The sequence below is a fragment of the Paenibacillus sp. OK076 genome, from assembly GCF_900110055.1.
GTDB lineage: Bacteria > Bacillota > Bacilli > Paenibacillales > Paenibacillaceae > Paenibacillus.
In genome coordinates, this window is record NZ_FOCH01000002.1 from 777344 (window position 1) to 796607 (window position 19264).

The 19264-nt window shown below is 46.9% G+C and carries 14 protein-coding genes; all 14 read left to right on the forward strand.

Features of this window, described 5'->3' with window-relative positions; genetic code table 11:
- The first annotated feature begins 102 nt into the window (after positions 1-102).
- The 14 genes from metK (at position 103) to flgL (ending at position 19251) form a co-directional block, all read left to right on the forward strand.
- Positions 103-1305: a methionine adenosyltransferase gene (gene metK, locus BMY78_RS22160; protein ID WP_090903535.1), complete on the forward strand. Its 1203-nt coding sequence runs from the start codon at positions 103-105 to the stop codon at positions 1303-1305.
- Between the two features lie 206 nt (positions 1306-1511).
- The gene (locus BMY78_RS22165; RefSeq protein WP_177185836.1) at positions 1512-5276 is read left to right on the forward strand and encodes an Ig-like domain-containing protein; all 3765 of its coding nucleotides are present in this window, start codon (positions 1512-1514) and stop codon (positions 5274-5276) included.
- Between the two features lie 231 nt (positions 5277-5507).
- Complete coding sequence (locus BMY78_RS22170; protein WP_090903537.1) at positions 5508-5912, forward strand: hypothetical protein; 405 nt, start codon at positions 5508-5510, stop codon at positions 5910-5912.
- Positions 5913-6237: 325 nt separating this feature from the next.
- Positions 6238-8961 carry a stalk domain-containing protein gene (locus tag BMY78_RS22175; protein WP_090903538.1) on the forward strand — a complete coding sequence of 908 codons (2724 nt, stop codon included), beginning with the start codon at positions 6238-6240 and terminating at the stop codon, positions 8959-8961.
- A gap of 47 nt (positions 8962-9008) precedes the next feature.
- On the forward strand, positions 9009-10169 hold the full coding sequence (locus BMY78_RS22180; RefSeq protein ID WP_024631628.1) for a sensor histidine kinase: 1161 nt from the start codon (positions 9009-9011) through the stop codon (positions 10167-10169).
- 4 nt (positions 10170-10173) lie between these two features.
- Positions 10174-10896, forward strand: a complete 723-nt coding sequence (locus BMY78_RS22185) for a response regulator transcription factor (protein WP_024631627.1) — start codon at positions 10174-10176, stop codon at positions 10894-10896.
- A gap of 326 nt (positions 10897-11222) precedes the next feature.
- On the forward strand, positions 11223-11603 hold the full coding sequence (locus tag BMY78_RS22190) for a hypothetical protein (protein WP_090903539.1): 381 nt from the start codon (positions 11223-11225) through the stop codon (positions 11601-11603).
- 562 nt (positions 11604-12165) lie between these two features.
- A complete protein-coding gene (locus BMY78_RS22195; protein WP_090903540.1) occupies positions 12166-14058 on the forward strand; it encodes a helicase-related protein in 1893 nt (630 codons plus the stop codon).
- A gap of 329 nt (positions 14059-14387) precedes the next feature.
- Positions 14388-15074, forward strand: coding sequence for a ComF family protein (locus BMY78_RS22200; RefSeq protein WP_256222273.1), 687 nt, complete (start codon positions 14388-14390; stop codon positions 15072-15074).
- 310 nt (positions 15075-15384) lie between these two features.
- Entirely contained in the window at positions 15385-15792 is a 408-nt protein-coding gene (locus BMY78_RS22205) for a TIGR03826 family flagellar region protein (RefSeq protein WP_064641917.1), read from the forward strand.
- A 152-nt stretch (positions 15793-15944) separates the two neighbouring features.
- The gene (gene flgM, locus BMY78_RS22210) at positions 15945-16229 is read left to right on the forward strand and encodes a flagellar biosynthesis anti-sigma factor FlgM (RefSeq protein WP_062329757.1); all 285 of its coding nucleotides are present in this window, start codon (positions 15945-15947) and stop codon (positions 16227-16229) included.
- Positions 16230-16237: 8 nt separating this feature from the next.
- The gene (locus BMY78_RS22215; RefSeq protein ID WP_090903542.1) at positions 16238-16738 is read left to right on the forward strand and encodes a flagellar protein FlgN; all 501 of its coding nucleotides are present in this window, start codon (positions 16238-16240) and stop codon (positions 16736-16738) included.
- 18 nt (positions 16739-16756) lie between these two features.
- The gene (gene flgK / locus BMY78_RS22220) at positions 16757-18319 is read left to right on the forward strand and encodes a flagellar hook-associated protein FlgK (RefSeq protein ID WP_090903543.1); all 1563 of its coding nucleotides are present in this window, start codon (positions 16757-16759) and stop codon (positions 18317-18319) included.
- A 23-nt stretch (positions 18320-18342) separates the two neighbouring features.
- Positions 18343-19251 (forward strand): flagellar hook-associated protein FlgL, encoded by a 909-nt coding sequence (gene flgL / locus BMY78_RS22225; protein WP_090903544.1) that lies wholly within the window; start codon positions 18343-18345, stop codon positions 19249-19251.
- Positions 19252-19264: the final 13 nt, after the last annotated feature.

The following is a 19264-nucleotide window of genomic DNA, read 5'->3' on the forward strand; positions in this document are numbered from 1 at the left end:
TTATTCCGCCCGGAAAGCTTTCGAGGGTACAGTGAACGAATCAACGTAAATGTTTTGTTCGGGCAATCGCCATACTACTCGTTATGGGAGGTTGAAACTTCAATGTCTATTAAAGGCCGACATCTATTCACATCGGAGTCTGTAACTGAAGGACATCCGGATAAAATTTGCGACCAGATCTCGGACGCCGTGTTGGACGCGTTCCTGGCGAATGATCCAAACGCTCGTGTAGCGTGCGAAGTTTCCGTAGCTACAGGACTTGTACTTGTCATCGGTGAGATCAGCTCAGCGTCTGAATATGTTGACATTCCGTCCATCGTTCGTAATACGGTTAAGGAAATCGGGTACACTCGTGCCAAATACGGTTTCGACTATAATACTTGTGCAGTCCTGACTTCTCTGAACGAGCAGTCTGCTGACATCGCGCAAGGTGTTAACGCAGCTCTTGAGCATCGTGATCCGGAACAAATGGCTCGCGAGACAGAGAACATTGGTGCTGGTGACCAAGGTCTTATGTTTGGTTTTGCTACCAATGAAACACCTGAACTCATGCCTTTGCCAATCGCATTATCCCACCGTATCGCTCGCCGTTTGGCTGAAGTGCGTAAAAACGGTACATTGGAATATCTTCGTCCGGATGGTAAAACTCAAGTAACGATTGAATATGACGGTGACAAACCAGTACGTGTCGATACCATCGTCGTGTCTACTCAGCATGCTGAAGAGACCACACTGGAGCAGATCCAAAAAGACATCAAAGAACACGTAATCCTGCCTGTCGTTCCAGCTGAATTGCTGGATGAGCAGACTAAATATTTCATCAACCCAACAGGACGTTTCGTTATTGGCGGTCCTCAAGGAGATGCGGGTCTGACTGGACGTAAAATCATCGTAGATACTTACGGCGGTTATGCACGTCATGGCGGTGGCGCGTTCTCGGGTAAAGATCCAACAAAAGTAGACCGTTCCGCAGCTTATGCAGCTCGTTATGTAGCCAAAAACCTCATTGCTGCAGGTCTTGCCGACAAAGTGGAAATCCAGCTCGCTTATGCGATTGGGGTAGCCAACCCGGTATCGATCAACGTAGATACATACGGAACAGGCAAAGTCAGCGAAGAGAAATTAGTTGAGCTTGTGCGTAACAACTTCGATCTTCGTCCTGCTGGTATCATCCGTATGCTGGATCTGCGTCGCCCTATCTACAAACAAACGGCTGCTTATGGTCATTTCGGTCGTACAGACCTCGATGTACCTTGGGAACAAGTGGACAAAGCAGACGTTTTGAAAGAGCAGGCAGGTCTGTAAGTTAAAATGGTGAAAGTAATAAGAGCCTTGATCCTTTAAAAGGGGTTAAGGCTTTTTTTGTGCTTAGCTGACCATTACGATTAAATGTTTTTTTGTTACGTTATTTTCCATATTACTAAAGGAAAGCGCTCCTAAACCCGATATACACAATGAGGTCTACATAATAGAATTAGGGACATTTGATACGGATGAGGGGGAAGAAAAAGGTGAGCATATCAAGATTGGCTCGTAAAAGCATGATTGTCTTATTGGTTTCACTATTGGCAGTCCAAGGCAGTTTTGGATTCCCGAATGCGGAAAATAAGGCATATGCAGCAGAAGATCCGCGTTGGGATGAGATATTTATTGAATCAACTATTCCAGCTGTTGATGCTAAGGAAGTAGACGGTAAGGAGCCGCTGGTTATACATTTTAAGGAAGCGGTTAGAAAAACAGAGTATGATGCAAAGGTGTATATCAAACGTTATCAAGATGACGAATATGAAGAAAGCATTGTTCTTAATAGTGAAAATGTTCTAATCGGTGACCCTTCTGCTGATCCAGCGATCCCTGCAAGCAGTACGGGAACTGGCACTGAAGTAACCATTAATCACAAAGAGTTGCCAGGTGGTACATATTATGTGATGTATGATGCAGGAGCTTTTGTCACTGTAGCAAACACCATAGGAATAGGTTCTCCATCTTATCGCCTATGGAAGTTTACCACGAAGGGAATAGGTACGGCGAAAGCAACAGCGTTTTCTCCAACGAAAGGGGCTAATTCAGTTCCTCTTGCATCGAATATTCAACTGACATACAGTGAACCGATTAAAGCTGGAGCAGGTGAAATTCAGATCATGCAGGGTAACACCTTGTTTGAGAAATTCAATGTCAAGGACTCCAACCGGATTCGTATAAGTGATAGTTCCATTACAATTACGCCGTCCAAAAACTTCGAGAACAAGGCTACATACTCGGTCATTGTTCCAGAAGGTGCATTACGAGACCTTAAACAAGGCAATGACGTATCGGCCATCCAACAGGGGGAATGGACTTTTACGGCATTCCAATCCGATCCGTCTGCGTTGACTGTAGCGACTTTATCCCCTGCCAACGGAGCAAGTAATGTTGCTTTAACTGGCGATTTACTTGTAACGTTCAACAAGGACTTGGACCAGAGCTTTATTGGACGGATTACGCTGAAGAATGCTAATGGTTCAATAATAGCGACTACTCCTTCATTTATCAGTTCTAACAAAAGGCAGCTGCGCATAACCCCAAACACCAGTTTGGCTAGCAATACGAGCTATACTGTAGATATCGCAGGCGGGGCTTTGCAGGATACGACAGGGAACTTGTTCGTTGGTCTGAACGGCGCAACGTCATGGACATTCCGGACGCTCAGCCCGGATACAAAGGCACCTGTGCTAAAGAGCGCGAAAATGCATAGTAATAACACCATTCGTCTGACGTACGATGAATGGTTGTACAGCACTAATTCACTCAGTAGCAGTTATACAGTCACCGTAAATGGAGAGAATCGGAACGTTAGTTCCACCTATATTTCAGGTGATAGTGTATATGTTGTATTGGATACTGGTGTAGCGGTAGGCCAAGTCGTGCGGATTGCTTATGCCCCAGGTACAGGTAATCGCCTTACAGATCAGTCTCTGAACGCTGCAGCTGCTTTTGGTGCACGGGATGTGGAGAACAGTTTGGACTCCGTCATGTCCAAGCCGCGAGAAGGTAGCGTATATTACAGTACAATTACGTTGTATTACCCTGAGACGGTGTACATTACCTCAAGTGATGCAGCGAAACAATTCAGTGTAACTGCTGATCAGTCAGCTGTAGGCATTAATAGCATATCGGTCAATAATAGTTCTGTTGTGACATTGAATCTCAGTCGGTCTATTACAGATGGTGAAGTCGTTCGTGTTGCGTACACGCCAGGTTCATGGCCTGTAAAAGATACTCGTGGACAGGCTCTTGCTGGATTCAGTGGCTTCTATGTCCGAAATACGATTGATACCAAACCGCCTGAGTTCAAGAGCGCTGAGGTCAGTGGGAATAAATTATGGATTCGATACAATGAACCACTGAAAACGACGAATAAGCCGCTCAATAGCCAATATTCGGTTCTTGTGGATGGCAAGCCACTGTACGTAACGGATTCCATCATTGAAGATGATCTGGTAACGTTAACACTGGCATCCGCCGTGAAGGATACACAAAATATATCTTTATCGTATGTACCTGGAGTCCTGCGATTAACGGATCTGAATAATAACCCTGCGGGCTATCTCAATCTGACTCCAGTAACGTACACCTACGGAAATGGTAAAATTCTGTCGGCCACGCTCCAAGGAGACACCGTTCAGATAAACTTCCGTGATGCAATTCAGTCTCAGGCGACATTAACGGTAGGTCAGTTCAGTGTGCTGCTTGGCAATTCATCCACAACGGTATTGTCAGCTTCAGCTTCTGGATCAGTGGTGACGTTGAAATTGGATACCTCTACTTCATCAGGAGCAACGACAGCTGTTCAGACGGGAACGGTGAGTTATGTACCCGGCGCAGTACCATTAAGGGATTCGTCGAATGTTACTATAGCGGCATTCGGTCCTCTTACGCTGCAACAATCGAGCAATAGTTCGGGTAGTGGTGGTCAAACGGGGACACGTCCTGCCTGGTTGGAGGAATTAGATTCTTCGAGCTATGGTCAGTCTTTACTTGTGATGAACAACAATACGGCTTCTGCCGTATCTGCGGTATCACGTAATAATCGTTCGACTCGTCAATTCAATGTGGATGCGACCAAGTTGATCCAGACTTTTGAATATGCTTCAACCGTCGGGAAATTGAGTCAGCCTGTTGTGATTGAGATTCCAGATAGCGAATCCTCTGCGTATGTTGGGTTCCCATTAAATGCACTTATTCAGATTGCGGCAAGTCATCGAACGGGTACAATCGGTGTGAAATATGGGGAGCGGCTCTGGACTGTACCGCTGTCTAATCTGAATTTAGCAGCTATAAGCCAGAACGTAGGAGCACCAATCAACACAAGTACAACGACAGGAGCTACAACCCCATCCTTGTACGTTCAGTTAGAAACGGTTCCTGTGTCTTCATCAGGCTCAATCGAAGGTTTGATTGCAAGTGCAGGGGCGCAGAAACTTGGCAATTATACAGATGTATATGTGTCTGCTAGTAATGGAAATGCCGATCAACGTGTGGAGCAGAATATCAAAAGCCAGTTGGCCATGCAATTGTCTGCAAATACGCCTAGATTAACATCCGGATTTACGTATATTGATCCGGTTACCTTTATGTTATCTAATGTACCAAGTTCTTTTAAAAGTACTGCCGGGGGTGTGGTTGTCCAAGGACAGCTGAATGGCAATCAATCAGTAGTTCCTGTTAACCACATCGTTAGTTATCAGGATACGTATTCACACTGGGCTAGTGAAGTTATTAATGAGCTCTCTGCTAAATGGATTATTAGTGCGTCGAATGGTTCCTTCTATCGGCCAAATGAGAATATTTCACGTGCAGAATTCGCAGAATTGGTAGCTAGAGGTCTGGGGCTGAAGGGAGAACCAAACGCAGCAAGTCGTTTCCGGGATGTTCGTAGTGGCAGTGTTACCAGTGCCTATATCGGTGCTGCAGCTGAAGCGGGAATCATTACAGGCAATACCGATGGTACCTTCAAGCCGGATCGTCCAATCACGCGAGAGCAGATGGCAATCATGATGGTTCGTGCCTTGAATTATGGTGGTCAACCAACTGCTTTGAATGCTTCGGCTGCATCAACATTAGCTAAGTTTAAGGATAATAAAAAGATCCAATCCAAGGATTCTGTCGCCAAAGCGGTGCAGGAAGGCATTATTCAGGGAATGACTTCAAAGACATTTGAACCCCAGGGGAATGCATCTCGTGCACAAGCGGCGGTAATGTTGAAACGTGTTCTGGATAAGTTAGGATATTTGTAAAAACGAGATTATTACATCATTCATTTTATTCAAGAATGGTCATGATAACGATATGTAACAAGGTTGGAACATTTCAAGAAAGTTCATTTCTTGAGGTGTTCCTTTTTAATTTGAAAGAGGGAAATGTTTACATTATTGTGGTTAGAGTGGTACGCTAGTCAATAGTGAGAGAATATATATGTGAAATTACACAGTGTTGGCATGCTGAACTGATAGGGAGGTAAGGATACGATGAAAATAAAGAAATCTCTGTTAGCTATATTAACTATAACGGCTGTTGTAGTAATTATTTCGGGTTCTATTTATATCGACTCTGCTAATTCCGCACAGAATGAAGATGGAGCGAAAGGAAGTAACACCACCTATCCAGTAAACCAGGCAGGTCAGACGTACGGAGGGAATTCTGGCGATTATGGCAAGGAGCTTGTAGGTCCAGATCTGGTATTGGCTGAAGCCACTAATGGGGCTATCGGTTATGTGCTAGAGGCGGATTTACAAGGACCAGATCACAGAACCCCTGAAGAAGCGTTGCAATGGCAGAGCCAGCAGAAGATGGATCGAAGCATACCTGTGTACGAGAAAGATGGAACAACAATTATCGGTGAATTTATCATGTCGAGACCTTCAGGGGAATAATAGCATCATATCAAATGGAGTTACATGTAAAGAGTCGATTGAGTTCCGGCAATAGTTTCAACAGTCAAATCTAATCCAAGCAGACTTCTGATGTGCTGAACTAGGCATAGCGGAAGTCTATTTGCTCTATACGTTATTCGTATAACATAATCATAAGATGTCGTATAACCCAATAAATACCTGAATTCAGGCTCGGGGCGTAACTTTTTCCACAAAAAGTAGTCTATTAATAGAAGAGTATACTAGAAATCTCGCTATCTGCTGCCACGTGGTAGAGATCGTGATATCTAAGATTGATATACAAGATGGGAGAGACGTTTCAAACATGCTGGGGAAACAAGGGAAACGGCTGAACGACGTTAAGGGTAGCAAGGCGAAGAAATGGGCGATTGTGACGCTGGCAGGCGTGATCTGGATTGCACCGGTTCTGGGAGCAGGACAACAGGTGTGGTCGGGAAGTACATGGCAGTCGGTGGCTGCAGCGGCCTCTACAACAACAAGCAAATTGAGTGAAGAAATTCTGACTTCGGGTGCGAAGTTAATGAAATACAATTATACAACAACACGTTCCGGCTCGAAGGTGAACGTACTGGCTGACGTCATTCAAGTGGATTTGCAGAATCCCTATGTGAAGCTGGATGTCATGACAGGCAAAGGTGGCAATCTGAATAGTAAACAAAGCACGGGTGGCATGGCTAAGGAAAATGGTGCAGTAGCCGCCGTGAACGGCGATTATTTCAATGTATCCGGGGAACTTGCTCCAATCGGTGGACAGGTCTCGGATGGGGTCCTCGTATCTACTCCATCAGAACTGTCAGGGATGTATGCCCTCACCGTAACCAAAGACGGCAAGCCGATGATTGATGAATATTCATTCGATGGCACCGTGAAGGCAGATGATGGTTCAACGTTTGCTTTGCGTGGGATAAATAAAGAGGACTACACGGTCGAATCGAGCTCGGTGAAGTACAGTCATGCCAATTCGATGTATATTTATACACCGGCTTGGACGTCAACGAAGCGGCCGAATGATCCTTCCACAACACCAACCGAGGTCCTTGTGCAGAACGGTGTGATCACGCAGATTTCGGATAAAAAGGCGTTAAACATGACGGTGCCGGCGGATGGGTACATTTTGCGTGCGCACGGAACGGCAGCGACATGGATTATGACTCACCTGGCGGTAGGCCAGACGCTGAATGCAGATTACAAGCTGAAAGCCAAAACGACGGGGGAAACCGTTGATCCAAGCAACCTGCAGATGATGATCGGTGGCCATACCATTCTGGTGAATGGTGGCAAGGCGGCAACTTTTTCCCGCGATATTGCTGCTTCCGGCATTGGTGGCATTCGTGCGAGAACAGCAGTCGGCTACTCTCAAGATGGTCGGTATGTCTACATTATTGCAGCGGAGAAAAACAGTAACAGCAGTGGTTTGTCGCTGACTGAACTGCAATCCTTCATGACCAGCATTGGTGTATGGAAAGGCATGAATCTGGACGGAGGCGGCTCCACAACGATGGTAACTCGTCCACTTGGTGAGGAGACAGCAGGGCTTACGTTCAACACGGAGTATGGTACAGAGCAGCGTCAGGTCGTAAACACGCTGGGCGTGTTCTCTACGGCTCCGGAAGGTAAGCTGAAGGGCTTTGCCGTGAGTGGCAGCCAAACGTTGCTGGTCGGACAAGAGGGCAAGTATACAGCCAAAGGATATGACACCTACTATAACCCGATTGCCACAGGCGATATCAAGATGACCTGGAAATCGAGCAACAACGGCATCGTGAGTGTAAGCAATGGAACGATCAAAGGTGTGAAACCAGGTACAGCGACGTTGACTGCAACAAGTAATGGTGCTTCATCTTCCATTAAAGTTACCGTGCTGGGCGGAAATGAACTGGCTTCCCTGACAGCAGGGTCTGGCTTGGGATCGCTCCAAGCGGGCACAACGATTTCCATACCGGTAACGGCGAAGACCAAAGACGGACAAAGTGTGACAGTTCCGGCGGACTCGCTGACTTGGGAATTTATTGGCTTCAAAGGTAAAGTGGTTGCAGACCAATTAACCGTATCCTCTGTGAACTCTGGTGCTCAAGTTGGCTATGCGATCGGTCGTTATGACGGCTACAGCACGGTGGTTGTGCTCTCTGCTGCGGGAAGTGAAACGATATGGGAGAACTTCGAGAATGTAAGCTACCCGATCAACTTCACGACCAACGCATCAGGTGTAACTGGATCGGCATCCGTGACAGCGGGAACAGGTGAAAAAGCCGGTTCCAAGGTGCTGCAGCTGAGCTATGATATGACCGCAGGAATAGGTAAAATGTATGCATATGCCCAATTGAACGGTTCCACTGGCAAAGAGGTATCTGCAACAGCGACATCCATGTCGATGGATGTTATGGGAGATAAGAGTCTGAACTGGCTGCGTGCCGAATTTACCGATGCCAATGGCAAAACGGTATATGCCGATCTCGCTAAAGCGATTGATTGGGATGGTTGGAAAAAGCTGAATGTGGACCTAAATGGGCTGAACATGGCTTATCCGGCGAAGCTGAAACGTGTTTATGTGGTGAATGTGGAAGAAGGTCAGGATGAGCGTGCGAAGACAGGCACGGTTGCTTTTGACAACATTGCTTTCACCATGCCATCCAAATCCAGTGAAGTGGGCTTGCCTACAGGAACTGCTTCGCTCGTGCTTGGACAGAAATCCATGACCGTAAACGGAACGAAAAAGGCAATCGATGCTGCGCCAGTACTGAAAAATGGTACAACATATGTTCCAATCAAGCATGTATTGGATGCTTTTGGCGGACAGGCGAGCTGGGATAGCAAAAACCAACGGATTACGGTTGTACGTGGCGGCAAGCTGATTGATCTGGTGGTAGGCCAGAAAGAATTCATTATCAATGGCAAAAGACAAAGTGCAACAGTAGCACCTTACGTATCTGGTGGTAGGACTTTAGTCCCGCTCAGACTCGTTTCGGAGCAGCTTGGACTGACTGTAAAATGGGAACAGAACACGAAGACCGTTACCATCTCATCGTGATATGGTATGATATATACCGGAAACGATAGAAATGGAGTCGAACAAACGTGGATTTACAAGCCGATGCCATAGACCGCGTCATAAAAAACGCCATACAAGTCATGGAAAACAGTAAATATCAAATGTTTGAGATTATGGACTCGACTCGCAATGAGCTGAAAACGCTGAACGAGGAGTTGAAGTCGGTTCTGAAGGAGACGGCGGAAACGATCGAGAAAGTAGATCAATTGGAGCTCAACTACCGCCGCTCCCGGATCCGGCTAACTGAGGTTAGCCGTGACTTCGTCCGTTATTCCGAGCATGATATCAAGCAGGCGTATGAGAAAGCGACGCAGTTACAGCTGGATCTGATGATTTACCGTGAGAAGGAAATGTATCTGAAAGCCCGTCGGGATGATCTGCAGAAGCGTGCCAAAAATGTGGAAGCTTCCGTGGAGCGCGCCGAGACGATCGGTTCCCAGATGGGGGTTGTACTGGAGTATCTGTCGGGTGAGCTGGGTCAAGTGACCCGCATCATTGAATCCGCCAAAAATCGACAAATGATTGGTTTGAAAATAATTTTGGCCCAGGAAGAAGAGCGGAAACGTATTGCCCGTGAGATCCATGACGGACCTGCGCAGATGCTCGCAAATCTAGTACTTAGGACGGAAATTGTAGAAAGAATGCTCATAAAGCAGGATTTTAAGATGGTCCAGGCCGAAATAGTAGATTTGAAAGGCCAGGTTCGTTCGAGTCTTGGAGAAATGAGAAAAGTTATTTTCAATTTGCGTCCTATGGCACTGGATGACCTGGGATTGATTCCAACGCTTCGGAAGTACGTGCAGGATTTTGAAGAAAAAACAAAAATCCGCTCGCTTTTTGAAACGAGAGGCAAGGAACACCGTTTATCTTCGGCAATGGAGGCTGCGATCTACCGCCTCGTGCAGGAAGGTCTGTCCAATGCTGCAAAGCATGCTTATCCCACTTATGTTGTAGTGGAAATTACATACCAGGCTCAGCTCGTTAAGATTGTCGTGCAGGACAATGGGCTTGGGTTCAAACCGGAGCTTCTTGCGAAGAAGAGCAAGGATCATACCCACTTCGGTCTGATTGGGATGAGAGAGCGGGTTGAACTGTTAGAAGGAAGAATAGAGATTGAATCCGCGGAAAATCAAGGAACCAAAATAGTGATTCATATCCCGACAAACGTGGATAAGGGAAAGGAGTAGCAGGATGGAAAACCGTGATACTGGCAAGGCATCAATTAAAGTTCTTTTGGCTGATGATCATCAGCTGTTCCGTGAAGGTCTGAAACGCATTTTAAATATGGAGGACGACATTGAGGTCATCGGCGAATGCGGCGATGGGATTCAAGTGCTCGAATTCTGTAATCAGGATAAACCGGACATCGTATTAATGGACATCAACATGCCGGTGGAAAACGGGGTTGAAGCGACGGAGAAATTGCGTGAGCTGTTCCCAGATGTCAAAGTGATTATCTTGTCTATTCATGATGATGAGAGTTATGTGTTCGAAACGCTCCGTAAAGGTGCTAACGGATACCTGCTGAAAGACATGGAGGCCGAGTCCCTGATCAATGCGATTCGTTCCGTTCATGAAGGGCATGCATTCATCCACCCTAAAGTAACTGGCAAACTGATCATGCAGTTGCGTCGGATGACGTACCTTAATGAGACAGGGGCAATGAGCGAAGGAGCTTCGAAGGAAGCAGGCGTTAAATTTGTCGCTGGCGACAATAATCCGCTTACTCGTCGTGAGGCTGAAGTTTTGCGTCTGATGGCTGAAGGTAAGAGCAATAAAATGATTGGTGAGTTCCTGTTCATCAGTGAGAAAACAGTAAAAAACCATGTCAGCAGTATTCTGCAGAAGATGGAAGTGGACGATCGTACGCAAGCGGTTATCAACTCGATCAAATATGGTTGGGTTACCCTTTAATATACGATTGTATTTAGATGTAATTTGGATGTAGCAATTATAGGATTCTGTTTACTCGCGCCCATTCCATAATATTGGACTGGTTAGCGGGTTAATGGACTTTATTACTGCAAATGAGCAAAGTGTGAAGTTAGGAGAACTTATGTGCAAGCTTCGGCATGAATGAGTGAACGACCTGGCCTGTCTTCTTCGTCCGGTGTCGATCAGAATGGAATATGCGCGTATGGGATTTGCAAGTGTAACCCTTCGGGGAATGCGGCATATACTGCTGTATACAGGGATGTTCGCCATGGGTGAGCATGACCTTCCGAGGAGGTGCAGTTGCCATGGTTGCTCATCTGACTATGATTCTGCTCATATACTTCCTGGCGGCAATGGCCGTTCATGCCATGCACCAGCGCCATCTTTCCCGTCCAGACCCTGAAGGCTACGAGCAGATTATGCTCATTCCTTCCAATCAGGAGCAGCGGATTGAAGGCATTGTAAGAGCGCTTTGCCGGGAATTATTTTACCGTGGAAAGAGCTTCACGTTGACGGTTGTCGCTGATCGCACGGAAGCCGAAACGGTTCGTATTATTGAAAAGCTTATGCTTAGGCAAGGAATGGAGTTATCCTACTTGTCTGCTGTCCCTACTGATATGGAACAGGGGAATCAGACCGGGAATCGTTCTATTCGCCTTATCGATTTGCGTGAGCCAAAGCAGTAGATGCTTTTTTTTGCAACAGTTGGGCTCATTCATCGTGCAAGCTGCTGAGACAGACTGGCTAAAGCGTGTCATCAGTCAGAATGCACTTTCAATGAAGTCATGCCGGCTTGCTCAAATAAGCGTGAATTTCATCATGTTTGAGGTTAAAGATTACAGCGTATGCTGTAGTCTTTTTTTGTCATTGTAGCCAAGCTTGCTGTTAAATTAAATATGGGTTTTTATGCAATCTATGGTTATTGTCCCTGTTAGAGTTGTGTAGGGAGCGTTGCATGAACCTTTTTGAAATCAGAACTCTTAAGTTAAAAGTATAGACGATGCAGATTGGAAAAAGTTTCGCATGATCAAAGAAAGATTATCGGTACTCATTGAATGGGTAAAATGATCGTAACAATTACTTTTGGAAACTAAACGACTTGTGGGACGACTCCACAATTGATATAGTGATAATACAAATGGATATTGGATTTATGAGATATGGACATGAAGCACATGCTCCGACGAATAGTCGGTTGGCATGTGCTTTTTTGCGTTTCGGGACATGGAGAATGAGGGAGGAGAGCAGATGAAGGTTGGGTTGTATGTGTGCCGAGTGAGAGAAGAGTGGAAGATGGCGCTGTCACTGGATATCCGAGTGGATGTGGCGTGGTGGCTTGAGGGGGTGAGCGGACGGCGGGTGTTGCGATGGTTGATGTTAGGCAGGGAATTACCTTTAAGTCAGGCCTCGTGGATGGTAGAGAATTTTGAGGTGGAGCGAGGTATGGATCAGTGGGGAGAGGAACACTGGCAGGTGTATATGCAGCGCAAACTGGAAATGTACGAGCGGGCCTCCGGGGATATGGAGGCTAGGGGAGACATGGCGGGCAATGTAGGGATTGTCGCTGAAAGAGGTGCGGAGGTGGGCGAGATGTCAGAGCCATATCCCGCCGGGGAATGGGCTCACCTGGAGCGGGGCGCTGCCCTGCTGGCTGAGCGGCTTCGCGGCCGCCAATTGCTGGCGGCCGAGGCAGAGGCGCTGCTGGCGGATACGTCGCCGCAGCTTGCCTCGGTTTGGCGTGCGGCTGCGCAGCTCGCGCACCTGCGTGGGCGGCTGAGCATAACAGCCGCCCTGGAAGGGCCTGCCACGCGGCGGCAACGCCTCGCGTGGCTTGGTCGCGCGCAGAGCGCGCCCCGCTGCCGCCGATGCGGCAGCTTTGCCGGGCAGCGCGTGCCCTGCGCTGCCTGCGGCCTGGCGGCGTGCGCCTACTGCGAGGCCTGCCTCGCGCTGGGGCGCAGCCGTGCCTGTGCGCTGCTGCTGCGCAGCGCAGCGCCAGGGGCCGTGCCACGCGGGGCATCGCAGCGTGGCACGGCCGTTGTCCCCACCGAGGGCGGACTTGCCCGGTGGGGGCTTAGCCCTGCGCAGAGCGCGGCGGCTGCCGCGGCGCTGGCGTTTTTGGCCCAGCCATCCGCAGGGGATGGGCCGGGGCGGTTTTTGCTGTGGGCCGTGACCGGGGCGGGTAAAACCGAGATGATATTCCCTTTGCTCCAATACATATTGGAGCGCGGTGGACGTGCGCTTGTGGCTACGCCGCGCCGGGATGTCGTTCTGGAGCTTGCCCCTCGTTTGGCGAAGGCGTTCCCCGACATCTCGCTCGCTACGCTATACGGAGGCAGCACCGAGCGCTGGAAAGACGCACAGCTCACACTCGCGACCACACACCAACTGATGCGTTTTTACCAGGCATTCGATCTTGTCATTATCGACGAACTCGATGCATTTCCCTACCATAATGATCCCATGCTCGCTCATGCGGCTGCATCCTCGTGCAAGCCTGATGGTCATTTTGTGTACTTGTCTGCTACCCCACCAGCTAGGCTGCAGCGGGAAGCAGCGCAAGGAAAACTCACTCACGCCAAAGTTCCCGTCCGCTTCCACCGCCACCCTTTACCTGTACCGCGTTTACTGAAAATGGCTACCGTCGCCGAATGTATTCGAAAGCGAGAGCTGCCCGCCACACTAAAAAACAGTATTCAAACCTCCTTGCTGCGCGAAGCTCAGGTATTTGTTTTTGTGACACGGATCGCTCAGATCGAGGCATTTGTACATCTCATGCGTCGCATGTTTCCGCAAATCCATATCGAAGGAACATCATCCCAAGATCCGGATCGCGCGAGCAAAGTTATTGCGTTTCGTGAACGGACCATACGTCTGCTCGTGACCACCACTATCTTGGAGCGGGGCGTCACCATTCCGCGCAGCGATGTATTTATTTTGGATGCGGACAATGGTCTCTTCGACGAAGCATCTCTGGTACAGATGGCGGGTAGAGCGGGTCGATCTATGGATGATCCAGCAGGAAGAGTCGTCTTCGCATCATCCCGTCGTACGCGTTCCCAGGTAAAAGCGGTGGCCCAGATCCAAAAAATGAACATCATCGCAAAACGCAAAGGTTACCTTCACCCGCCAAATCACCAATAGATACAGAGGGAGGCAACAATCTAATGTCGAACTGGCTAAGCAGCATCGCTGATCACGTGCACCAACTTACCCATCGCCTGCATGGATTACTCGCCCCACCCGGAGCGACTTGTCTAACCTGTGGTACACGTGCGATATTGTCTCCGATTTACCCCGGCATCTGTCCGCGTTGTGTGCAGCAAATTCCATGGATTCGTTCCATCCGCTGTCTGCGTTGTGGTCGAGGGATCGGCTGCCCGGACTGCGTCCGCCCACACATGCAAAACCGTTCATTCATATGCAACCGCAGCGCTGTCCAGTATAACGCTCTTATGAAGGAATGGATTGGGATGTACAAATTCAGAGGCCACGAGCGCTATGCAGCACTGTTAACAGCTCTTATGATTCAAGCATTTCAAGCAATGAGCGAAGAACTCAACCCTGTTTTGGCAAAAGAAACCCTGGCCCCCGTGGCTCATCCCGGAGCAGCGAGGCGCCACCGCCAGTCGCTGCTCCAAAACAACAAGCAGCGATGGCGGCCAGACGCGGTGACCTATGTGCCCGTCAGCGACGAACGCCTGGCCGAGCGCGGCTTCAACCAGGCCGAGCGGCTCGCAGCAGGACTTGCCGCAGCCGTCCGCCTGCCTGTAGTTGATCTGCTGCAGCGTCGGATCAACACTACCAAACAAAGCTTCAAGACACGCGGCGAGCGTATTCAGACCATGCAGGATGCATTTGCAATGCAGCCGGATGGACTGGAGTTGATACATGACTTGTATCAAGCCAACTCTCAATTCGCGCAAAAGGAGATACATTCACAGCCATCAACAAATTCATACGCCATTGGAGAAAGAGTCTCTGCACATTTCAGATCATCCCCACAAAGCTGGCATATTCCTCCCTTACGCTTGCTGTTAATCGATGATATTTACACAACGGGTAGCACTTTGAATGCTTGTGGACAGGTGATACTGAACGCCGGATATTCCATGAACATTCCAATCGAGATTTACACGCTGACTTTGGCCAGATCTTAAGTTTGAAAATCGATAAGTGATATATGAAAATGTATGTTAAATTTAACGTGATCCCTGTCTCCATTACTGGGGATCACTTTACTAATTTTTAAATAACAACATATCTAGGTTTATGCTCATCTGTTCTTCACTGAGAAAGATTAATGTGTAATTCTGCAAAAACAACTTGTTTAATATCCATAAGATTGCGCATACATGCATTTTAACCCCTTGCTATGTTTGCAATAGACTATGGCTTGATGTGTGAAAATAAGGTAATGTATAATTATTATCCATTCGGAAAAGGAAGTATGAGAGGGGCGTTTTAGCAATGAATCTAGGTAATTGTCCTCGCTGCGGCAGATTATATGCGTTGAATTTTCGGGATGTATGTTCGAACTGTATCAAAGAAATTGAGCAGGAATACCAGACATGTGTAGACTACCTACGTGAGAATAAGGGTACCAATATACAGGAATTATCTGATGCAACGGAGATTTCGATTAAGCAAATCACACGCTTTATTCGGGAGGGTCGGATTTCCATCGAAAACGCCCCTAACATGATGTATCCTTGTGAAGTATGTGGAACGCTGATTCGTGAAGGACATATGTGTGATTCATGTCGAAGCCGCTTGACCAAAGATTTGGCAGGAGCAGCCCGTGAAGTAGGCCAGAAGGATAACAATAATATAGGCGGGCGAGCCTACAATGCTGTCGACAAACTGCGCGATTCATAGGAGCGAGGGCTTAAATACACTTTTTGCTATAACAAATGTTTTGGAACGTACCGATAAACTTATTAAAGATTATCGGTTTTTTTTATTATCTCAATCATTCAATAACATAAAGATAATGTAAAAAATCCTAGGGTAAAGGAAGTGTAGTTTGTATGAAAATCAATGAACCAAATAGAATTGGTGCTATCAATTCCTATCAGAGAAACGTTGAATCCAATCAGCAGGCTGATGCCAAAAAGAGCCGCCGTAAGGACGAAGTATCCATTTCTCCGGAGGCGATGAAGATGCTTGAGGAACAAGGTCGTACACAGGATGCAGGACGTATACAACGTATTCAAGAATTAAAGGAACAGGTAAATTCGGGAACTTATCAAGTAGACAGCCAGAAGCTTGCCGAGAAGCTCGCTCCATACTTTAAGAACTTCCCTAATCAATAGGAGGACACATGGCAATTGAATCGATAATTGATGTACTTGAACAGTTGGAAGCCGCACATGTGGAGATGCTTGAGCTGGGGGAACGGAAGAAGGAAGCTGTTGTTGCCAACAAAGTTGATATACTGATTTCTCTAATTAACCAGGAATCTAAACTGCTGAAAAGGATTGAGTTGATCGAGCAGCAAAGATTTCTGGCTGTCCACCAGTTTCTGGAGGGACGTGGTATTAAGTCCAAGTTAAATCTGACCATTAGTGAGTTGACAAGACTGGTCTTTGATACCGCAGAGAAAAAGAGGCTTCTTCAAGCTCAAACTTCATTAACAGATGTGCTACAAAAGGTGAAATATCTTAATGAATCCAATCAACAGCTTATTAAGCAGTCGCTCTCGTACATCGACTTTTTTATTGAGACAATGTCATTTCATGCTGAATCAGAAGCCACGTATCAGAATCCTTTAGAGAAATCTTATGGTATAGCTCGCTCTGGTCTTTTTGATACTCGTGGTTAACAATGGGGGAAAAATAATATGGCTTCAACATTTCATTCAATTGAAACGGCCAAACGCAGTCTGATCACACAAACGGCCGCTTTGAACACAACAGGACATAACGTTGCCAATGCGAATACACCAGGTTATTCACGACAAGTTGTCAACATGACGGCAGCAGATCCAATTGATGCAGTGGCATTTTACCGTACAACAGCACCAGGTCAGCTTGGAACGGGTGTGGAGTTTAACTCAATTATGCGTGTTCGTGAATCTTTTTTGGATGGCCAATTCCGCAATGAGAATACCTCTCTTGGAGGATGGACCATTCGTAATAGTACACTTGAAAAGCTTGAAACCATCATGAATGAGCCTTCGGATACGGGTATTCGCACAGTGCTGAATAACTTCTGGAACTCTTGGTCCGATCTTAGTCAAGATCCACAGGATGTTACAAACCGCAAAATTGTGAAAGAGACAACTTTGGCGTTAACAGATGGTTTAAATCAAATCAGTCTCCAATTGGATGCACTGACTAGTGATTTGACCAATAACGTTTCGTTAAAAACCACTGAGATCAACTCATATTTGCAGTCCATAGCGGATCTGAACAACAACATCGTAAAAGTGGAGCAACTCGGAGACAATGCCAATGATTTGCGTGACCAACGTGATTACGCCGTAGACCAGCTCTCCAAGATTGCAGGCGTTCAGATAACAGAACTGGATAGTGGCTACCAGGTAACGATTGCAGGCCAAGTAGCAGTCACTGGAGCTGCGGTGGTTCCTGTCACGGCTGATATTTTAGAGAATGCCTATCAAGCGGGGACTTTAACTGGTGGCGAAGTCTACGGAATGATCCATTCTCGTGATCAATATGTAGCAGACTATCGTAATCAAATCAATCAACTGGCGAATACGCTCGCAACCGGGGATATTGAGATTACAATTCCAGCGGGATCGGTTTTGCCAGAAGGCACAGTCCTGAACAATGTTACGTATTCCAATGCCAACAACAACAGAACGATAACTTCTGATCTGAAAGTGACGGTTCAAGGGATTAATGGGCTTCATAAACTGGGTTATACGCTTAGTGGGAGTACACCAACTGCGGGCGGGGACTTTTTTACAACCAAAGACGGTTCAGGAACGATCACGGCTGGAAATATTACATTAAGTAAAGATATCCAAAATGATCCGAATAACATCGCAACTTCGATGCGTACGACCGGAACAGGTACAAGTGAGAGTGTAGTACTGGGGAATAATAGCCTGGCGCTGGCTTTAGCTGGCTTAAAAGATGCGAAATTTGATTTTGGATCGGCATTGTCCAAACCAACCACGGTAGATGACTTTTTCGGCGCAATTGTAGGACAACTTGGTGTACAGACCCAAGAAGCTAACCGTCAAGCACAAAATGCTCAACTCCTCACTGAACAGGTCGACTTGAATCGTCAATCGGTAAGTGGAGTATCGCTAGATGAAGAAATGAGTAACTTGATCAAGTTTCAGCACGCGTATAGTGCAGCTGCTCGTTTTATGACTGCTTACGATGAACTGCTGAACAAACTCATTAACAGCACCGGTGTAGTCGGTCGCTAAGACGTAGAGAGGGGTAACCAATAATGGCTATTCGCGTAACCTCAGGAATGATGAGCACTCAGATGCTTAGCAACCTGAACCGCAACCTGAACCGTATGGATAACATGTCCAACCAGATTTCCACAGGGCGCAAAATCAATAAACCATCCGATGATCCTGTTGGTGTGACTTACGCGCTCCGTTACCGTGCAGAGTTGGCGGCGAATGAGCAGTACCAATCTAATACGGATGCAGCGGTAAGTTGGCTGGATGCGACGGATTCAAATATGCAGCAAGCTAATGATGTAATGAAAAGGTTGAAGGAACTGGCAGTCCAAGGATCTAATGGAACGTTGTCTGACTCAGATCTTGAAGCTGTTAACCTTGAAGTAGAACAATTGAAGAAACACCTTGTGGATATAGGTAATACGCAGATTCGTGGAAAGTTTATCTTCAATGGTCAAACGTATGACAAAGCCCCTTATGAATTAACGGGTACTGTGACAGATTATGCGGATGTAGAGACAGATACACAAGGAGTGCTGTATTCTATTAGTGAGCAGGTTACTTTTCAAATTAATACTTCAGGTTCAGAATTTTTTGGTAATAAAGGCGAGACCGATAATGTCTTTAAAATTATTGATGATCTTTCAACTGCGCTAAATAGTGGGAATCAGGCAGGGGTACAGCAACAACTACAGAACATTGAATCCCGTTCAACCAAAATGCAAGCGTGTCTATCTGAAGTTGGTGCGCGAACTAATCGGATTGAATTAGTGCAAAATCGTTTGCAGGATCAAGATTTGAATTTTACAACTCTTCAATCCAAGACAGAGGATGCCGATGTGGCTAGTCTTATGATTCAGGCTACTTCCGCGCAGACGATCTATGAAGCGGCGCTGAAGTCTTCTGCTCAAATCATGCAACCATCGCTGATGGACTTTATGAGGTAACCATTTGATTTTA

Coding starts and splice junctions, on each gene's coding strand:
- BMY78_RS22170 (WP_090903537.1), top strand. CDS start 5,508: ATGAAAATAAAGAAATCTCTGTTAGCTATATTAACTATAACGGCTGTT.
- BMY78_RS22185 (WP_024631627.1), top strand. CDS start 10,174: ATGGAAAACCGTGATACTGGCAAGGCATCAATTAAAGTTCTTTTGGCT.
- flgL (WP_090903544.1), top strand. CDS start 18,343: ATGGCTATTCGCGTAACCTCAGGAATGATGAGCACTCAGATGCTTAGC.
- flgM (WP_062329757.1), top strand. CDS start 15,945: ATGAAAATCAATGAACCAAATAGAATTGGTGCTATCAATTCCTATCAG.
- metK (WP_090903535.1), top strand. CDS start 103: ATGTCTATTAAAGGCCGACATCTATTCACATCGGAGTCTGTAACTGAA.
- BMY78_RS22175 (WP_090903538.1), top strand. CDS start 6,238: ATGCTGGGGAAACAAGGGAAACGGCTGAACGACGTTAAGGGTAGCAAG.
- flgK (WP_090903543.1), top strand. CDS start 16,757: ATGGCTTCAACATTTCATTCAATTGAAACGGCCAAACGCAGTCTGATC.
- BMY78_RS22200 (WP_256222273.1), top strand. CDS start 14,388: ATGTACAAATTCAGAGGCCACGAGCGCTATGCAGCACTGTTAACAGCT.
- BMY78_RS22190 (WP_090903539.1), top strand. CDS start 11,223: ATGGTTGCTCATCTGACTATGATTCTGCTCATATACTTCCTGGCGGCA.
- BMY78_RS22195 (WP_090903540.1), top strand. CDS start 12,166: ATGAAGGTTGGGTTGTATGTGTGCCGAGTGAGAGAAGAGTGGAAGATG.
- BMY78_RS22215 (WP_090903542.1), top strand. CDS start 16,238: ATGGCAATTGAATCGATAATTGATGTACTTGAACAGTTGGAAGCCGCA.
- BMY78_RS22205 (WP_064641917.1), top strand. CDS start 15,385: ATGAATCTAGGTAATTGTCCTCGCTGCGGCAGATTATATGCGTTGAAT.